Here is a 3,383-nt window from a genome sequence, read left to right on the forward strand (position 1 = left end):
CTGTAAAATAGATGTACTAAATGTTAGGATAAGATGTAACTTTATATCAATCAAGTAATGCCAAAACAAACAATTTACATAGTGTCACTTTCCTTGTTGGTTATGTGGTCTTGCAAAAAAGACGACCAAAGTTCACAACAAGTCAACCTTTTGTTTACCGAAAATAATTTAGCAGGAGATTGGAAAAGGATTGCAGAATTTAGAGGGCAACCAAATGATTCATTGGGCATATTGGAGCCCTTGGAAGATTTGTTTGCCCAATTCGAAAATTGCCGAAAAGATGATATTCTCAGATATGTTAAGGGTAACGAGCAAGAAGATAACCGCTATTTCTGGGGAATCGGGGCAATTGCCTGTCATAGCCAGATATCAAAAACTTTCACTGAAATTGGCACTTGGTCTCTCGAAGAATCAGGAAAACTGAGCCATGTTAATTCTAATACAAGTGAATACCATATTGTAATTCAATTAAATGCCCAACAATTACTTGTCAGAAGTGAATCGGATAAAAACGAAAATGGCGAGACTACGTTCGAATTTACGGAGTATGAACGCATAAGATAGCTTTTATAAAAATATCCAATTGATATTACCTGCCATAAAGGGATATAGAATTGTCCTTGAAATTGGCGATGAAAAGCCTTCCCTTGTCAAAGTGAATATCTGTTGGATAGAAAATGCCTTCCTTTAATATTTGCAGCAACTTTCCTTGATAATCAAAAATTAATATCCGGTTATTTTCTTGGTCGGTGATAGCTAATTCATTAGTGCTCAAAGTAATGCCAGAGGCCACGTTTATTTTTTCATTTTGGCCGATCGTAACAATATGATTGCCTTCAAAATCAAAGACCTGAACCCGATGGTTGTACGCATCGGCCACGAATACCTTACCATCCTTTAGTTTTACATCTATTGGATAATACAATTGGCCCTCATTATGGCCTTGCTTTCCAATAGTATAGCTATAATTTGGTGTCTGAACGATGATACGATGGTTATAGAAATCGGCTACCAGAATGGTATCCCCATATACAGAAACACCCGCCGGGGCCTGTGGCCGTTTGTTGATTTTCAACGGACTGGTTTTACCTTTTTTATATTGCCAGATGGTGTCGGTCAAGAATTCGGGTATGTAAAGTGTTTCCTTATCCATATGGATGTTCATCGGCCGTTGTATCCTCGTGATGGAATCCAACACCTTTCCATTCAGGTCGATTTTATACAAGCGGAAATAATCCGGATCTGAAAACCAAATGGCCTCCTCGTCCTTGGCCAAAGCCAAGGGGCGGGCTTCTTTGGGAAGTATAATTTTCCGTTCGAACTGCCATTGTTCTTTCGTTCTTTCACAACCGGATGTGAGAAGAACCAAAGCAAAAACCGAAAAAATGAATAACTTTCTAAAGTTCATACCAGTAGTTTAAAATCATAAGAGCAAGAATCAGCAAGGTAAATGTCCACATAAACCAAGTATTGATGGTACGTTTACTTTTGTCGTTTTGGCAGGATTCCCCTCCACTACATTTTTTTGAACTTTTAAAATTCTTAAAATGGGCAAACCCAAGGGCTCCGACCGAAAATGTGGTCAGAAAGGGTTGGGCAGGATGTACCCATTCAAAACTTCCGCCCAAGAAACCCAATCCCGCGCCGACCGATAGCAGAGCAGGCAAAAAACAGCACATCAAGGGAAGAAGGGCGGCAACCAAGCTGCTTCCCAATACCATTTTGGAAATAGTCTTCATAAAATCTATTCGATTTTGGTTAGTACGATGGACCATTGGCCAGAGAGGTTATCATCTTCCTCATCCTGCACCGTTCCGCTTATGCTTGCTGTTCCAACGGTTAATTTTTGTAACAACGCCGTAGGCGTATCCTGCGATACCGAAAATCGTTCATTAGCGGTCTCAATGTACCATTGGCCATCTTCTTTCGTTGCGTTTCCAATTAGGGTCACTTCAGCTTTTTTTGCCGAAAAACCGTTCTTTTTTACCTCTTCCTGAATGCTACGTAATTTAAGTCCGTTCTCGGCAGCCAATCCCATATATGCCTTTCCGTCATTGAGGCTGACACGCACTTCCTGAAGCCCATCCATCTTTTTCAGTCCCCGCTCTAGGCCATAGGCGCAAGGGGCGCAATCCATTCCATAAACTTCTTGGTCAACTTTGGTAATTTGCCCCGATGCTGTGCCAATTCCGAATAGACCTATCATCATAATTCTAAATATATTTCTCATTTTATACATTTTTAAAATTCTTGCTTTATAACCAATAGCTTAAGTTTATGGCCAATCGATACCTTTCTTTCACTGCCCCAAGTGTCAAGTCCTGTACGACCGGAAACATCGCACCGAACGATATTCCCCAAGCGCCATATAGTCCAAGAAAAGAGGGCCCGACCAGTATTTTTGTACTGCGCGAATCTGTAAAGTCCATTTGCCCCTCAAATTTATTGTCGCCAGGGAATTCGGCCAATGATTCTATGAAAATGCGCCAATCGGGCTTTGGGTAATCGCCCATAAATATATTGGGGCGATACCCCACTACCGCACTGGCGTAGGGCAGGTCGCCCAATTGTTCGCCACCTTTCTCAAAATAATATTGGTATCCGCCACCGATCCATCCATACCAAGTGCGCGAGGCATAGCCCGTTGAAATGGCCGCGTGTACCGAGTTGCCCACATTGGCCTGTCCCCTGACATCATCCGTCGGCGCAGAAACGCCCACGATGGCGGTGGACTCAAAGCGTTTTCCAACCCCAAAGGCGTTCGAGAAAAACCGGTACCAAAGGGAAGCCTCAATATCCCCGTTGGCGGGCATATTGCTGTTGCCCCGTGTCCTCGGTGCATCACCCAACCTTTCTATCATCGTGGGGGTGGTCAGGTTTATCTGCAGGTCTTCCGTAATGCCATAGGAAAACAGATAGCGGAGCATATAGGACGTTTCGGTCTCCGTACTTAGGCTCATTCCCGCCACGTTCAAATCGACCCCACCTTTGGCAAGGGTCGGTGTCTGAAGCCCATAGAGTGGGCCGTGGCCTTGGGCCATCGCCGATCCTGATATGGCCAATAACAATATCAATTTGAGATAGGGAATGTTCAATGATATTTTAGGGAATACTTTGTTAATCATACTCAAACACATTATAATTAGGATTGTCCGATTCCCGCTTCTACCAATTTCACTTCGGTGATAGCCGAATCCTTACAGCATTCCAAGAGCTCACCGTTCACTACCACAGCGGGAACTTTCTTTATGCCATATTCATCCATCTTATCAAGACAGGTCTTGTCTTCACATTGCTTGACCAAATCATATGTGGTTACCTCACATTTATCGCAGGCCATTTCCTTTATCATTTTGACCACTGGGTCACAGACCGGACAATTG

General features: G+C 43.1%; 6 protein-coding genes. 1 reads left to right on the forward strand and 5 read right to left on the reverse strand.

Annotated features, from left to right (window positions below; all coding sequences use genetic code 11):
- Window positions 1-57 precede the first annotated feature (57 nt).
- Window positions 58-564 carry a hypothetical protein gene (locus tag A7D14_RS00885; RefSeq protein WP_116183710.1) on the forward strand — a complete coding sequence of 169 codons (507 nt, stop codon included), beginning with the start codon at window positions 58-60 and terminating at the stop codon, window positions 562-564.
- Window positions 565-589: 25 nt separating this feature from the next.
- Here the strand turns inward: A7D14_RS00885 and A7D14_RS00890 are convergent, their stop codons facing one another.
- From A7D14_RS00890 to A7D14_RS00910, 5 genes are all read right to left on the reverse strand, one after another.
- Window positions 590-1,408, reverse strand: a complete 819-nt coding sequence (locus tag A7D14_RS00890; protein ID WP_067028995.1) for an NHL repeat-containing protein — start codon at window positions 1,406-1,408, stop codon at window positions 590-592.
- Complete coding sequence (locus tag A7D14_RS00895; protein ID WP_166247886.1) at window positions 1,398-1,739, reverse strand: mercuric transporter MerT family protein; 342 nt, start codon at window positions 1,737-1,739, stop codon at window positions 1,398-1,400. The genes A7D14_RS00890 and A7D14_RS00895 overlap by 11 nt, the downstream gene beginning before the upstream one ends.
- Before the next feature lie 5 nt (window positions 1,740-1,744).
- Complete coding sequence (locus A7D14_RS00900) at window positions 1,745-2,230, reverse strand: heavy-metal-associated domain-containing protein (protein ID WP_067028999.1); 486 nt, start codon at window positions 2,228-2,230, stop codon at window positions 1,745-1,747.
- A 25-nt stretch (window positions 2,231-2,255) separates the two neighbouring features.
- Complete coding sequence (locus tag A7D14_RS00905; protein WP_083157918.1) at window positions 2,256-3,125, reverse strand: hypothetical protein; 870 nt, start codon at window positions 3,123-3,125, stop codon at window positions 2,256-2,258.
- Window positions 3,126-3,142: 17 nt separating this feature from the next.
- Window positions 3,143-3,383, reverse strand: a 241-nt coding sequence (locus tag A7D14_RS00910; protein ID WP_067029003.1) for a thioredoxin family protein, incomplete at its 5' end; no start/stop codon positions are given.

The organism is Allomuricauda sp. CP2A, from assembly GCF_001683915.1.
GTDB lineage: Bacteria > Bacteroidota > Bacteroidia > Flavobacteriales > Flavobacteriaceae > Flagellimonas.